Annotated in this window: 3 protein-coding genes; all 3 read left to right on the plus strand. The window is 76.6% G+C overall.

Features of this window, described 5'->3' with window-relative positions:
• Positions 1–676 (plus strand): MATE family efflux transporter (locus tag E4P40_RS27340; protein WP_135161429.1); only part of this gene is annotated, 676 nt, incomplete at its 5' end.
• On the plus strand, positions 673–1,587 hold the full coding sequence (truB, locus tag E4P40_RS27345) for a tRNA pseudouridine(55) synthase TruB (protein WP_135161430.1): 915 nt from the start codon (positions 673–675) through the stop codon (positions 1,585–1,587). The genes E4P40_RS27340 and truB, both read left to right, overlap by 4 nt.
• Before the next feature lie 13 nt (positions 1,588–1,600).
• Positions 1,601–2,220: ATP-dependent sacrificial sulfur transferase LarE (locus tag E4P40_RS27350; protein WP_135161431.1), on the plus strand; the 620-nt coding region annotated here is incomplete at its 3' end.

Consider the following 2,220-nt stretch of genomic DNA (forward strand, 5'->3'; position numbering starts at 1 on the left):
TGCGCCGTGGCGGCCTCGACCGGCCGCGCTGGGCCGGCAGCTCGTCATCGGCCGCGACCTCCTCCTGCGGGCCGCCGTCCTCCAGTGCTCGTTCCTCCTCGCCGCAGGTGTCGCCGCCCGCGCGGGGACGGCGCAGCTCGGCGCCCACCAGATCGCGCTGCAGCTGTTCTTCTTCCTGGCCCTGGTGCTCGACGCGTACGCCATCGCCGCGCAGACGCTGGTCGGGCACGCCCTCGGCGCCGGCCGGCCCGACGAGGCGCGCGCCACTGCGGCCCGCGTCGCCCGGTGGGGACTCGGCACGGGTGTGCTGGTCGCCGTCGTCCTGCTCGCGGCCCGGAACTCCCTCATCCCGCTCTTCACCGACGATCCGGCGGTGGTCGGGCAGGCCGAGCTCGTGTGGTGGTTCCTCGCTGGCATGCAACCGCTCGCCGGCGTCGTCTTCGCCCTCGACGGCGTCCTCATGGGTGCCGGCGACGTCGGCTACCTCCGCTCGGTCACCATCGGCTCCGCCGTCCTCGGGTTCCTGCCCCTGTGCCTGCTCGCCGGGCCGCTCGGCTGGGGCCTGGCCGGGGTCTGGACGGGCTTGTGCCTGTTCATCGGCCTGCGGCTCGCCGGCGTCCTCGTGCGGGTGGCGGGGGAGAGGTGGCTGGCGGCGCCTGCGAGGGTGACCACGTGAGTCGCCGTCCCGACGCCGATGTGCCCCCCGGTCTGCTCCTCGTCGACAAGGCCGGTGGGATGACGTCGCACGACGTGGTCGCCCGGGCCCGCAAGGTGCTGTCGGTGCGCAAGGTCGGGCACGCCGGGACGCTCGACCCGATGGCGACCGGCCTGCTGATCCTCGGCGTCGGCTCGGCCACCCGCCTCCTCGGGCACGTCGGCGGTCACGACAAGACCTACGAGGCCACCATCCGGCTGGGGCAGTCGACCGTCACCGACGACCGGGAGGGCGAGGTCCTCGCGACCACGTCCGCCGCCGGCCTGGACGATGCCGTGATCACCGCCTCTCTGGCTGCCCAGACCGGCCCGCTGCAGCAGGTCCCGTCGTCGGTGAGCGCGGTCAAGGTGGCCGGCCGCCGGTCCTACGACCGCGTGCGGGCCGGCGAGGCGGTCGAGCTCGAGCCCCGGTCGGTGACGGTGCACCGTCTCGACGTGCACCGGATCACCCGCCCCTCGCCCGACCTCGTGGACGTCGACGTGACCGTCTCGTGCACCGCGGGCACCTACATCCGGGCGATCGCCCGCGACGCCGGCGCGGCCCTGGGAGTCGGCGGGCACCTGACGGCCCTGCGGCGGACCGCGTCCGGCCCCTTCTCCGTCGACCGGGCGGCGCCGGTCGAGGAGGGGGGTGCGGCGCTGGTGGCCGGCGGCGGGGAGGGCTTCCTGCCGCTCGCCGGGGCCGCGACCACGGTCTTCCCCACCCGGACCGTCACGGCCCACGAGGCCGTGACGCTGACCTACGGCCAGCGCATCCCGGCCACCGGCACCGCCGGCCTGCACGCCGCCGTGGACCCGGACGGCCGGCTCGTCGCCCTCCTCGAGGACGCCGGGACGACGGCCCGCGTGTCCGTCGGCTTCCCCCCGGCGTGAGAACCTCGGGCCCGTGAGCACCCTCGACGACCGCCTCGACGCGCTGGACGCGGAGCTGCGCCGGGTCCCCGGCGTGCTCGTAGCGTTCTCCGGTGGTGTCGACTCCGGCGTGGTGCTCGCCGCCGCCCTCCGGGCGCTGGGGCCGGAGCAGGTCGTCGCGGCCACCGCGGTGTCGCCGAGCCTGCCCGCCGCCGAGCGCGTGACGGCCGCCGAGTTCGGTGCCTCCCTCGGCGTGCGGCACGAGTTCCCGCGCACCGACGAGCTGTCCCGGGAGGGGTACCGCGCCAACGCCGGCGACCGGTGCGCGTTCTGCAAGAGCGAGCTGATCGACGTGCTGACCCCCCTGGCCGCGCGCCTGGGCATCGCCGACGTCGTCACGGGCACGAACGCCGACGATCTGCGGGCCGGGTTCCGCCCGGGGATCCGGGCTGCCGCCGAGCGGGGCGCCTGGGCGCCCCTGGCCCGTGCCGGCCTGACCAAGGACGACGTCCGCGCCGCCGCCCGCCGGTGGGACCTGCCGCTGGCCGACAAGCCGGCCGCCGCCTGCCTGGCCAGCCGCATCGCCTACGGCGTGCCCGTCAGCGCGGCCGGACTCGCGCGCGTCGAGACCGCCGAGGCCGCGCTCCGCGACGC

It is taken from the genome of Blastococcus sp. CT_GayMR20 (assembly GCF_004570345.1).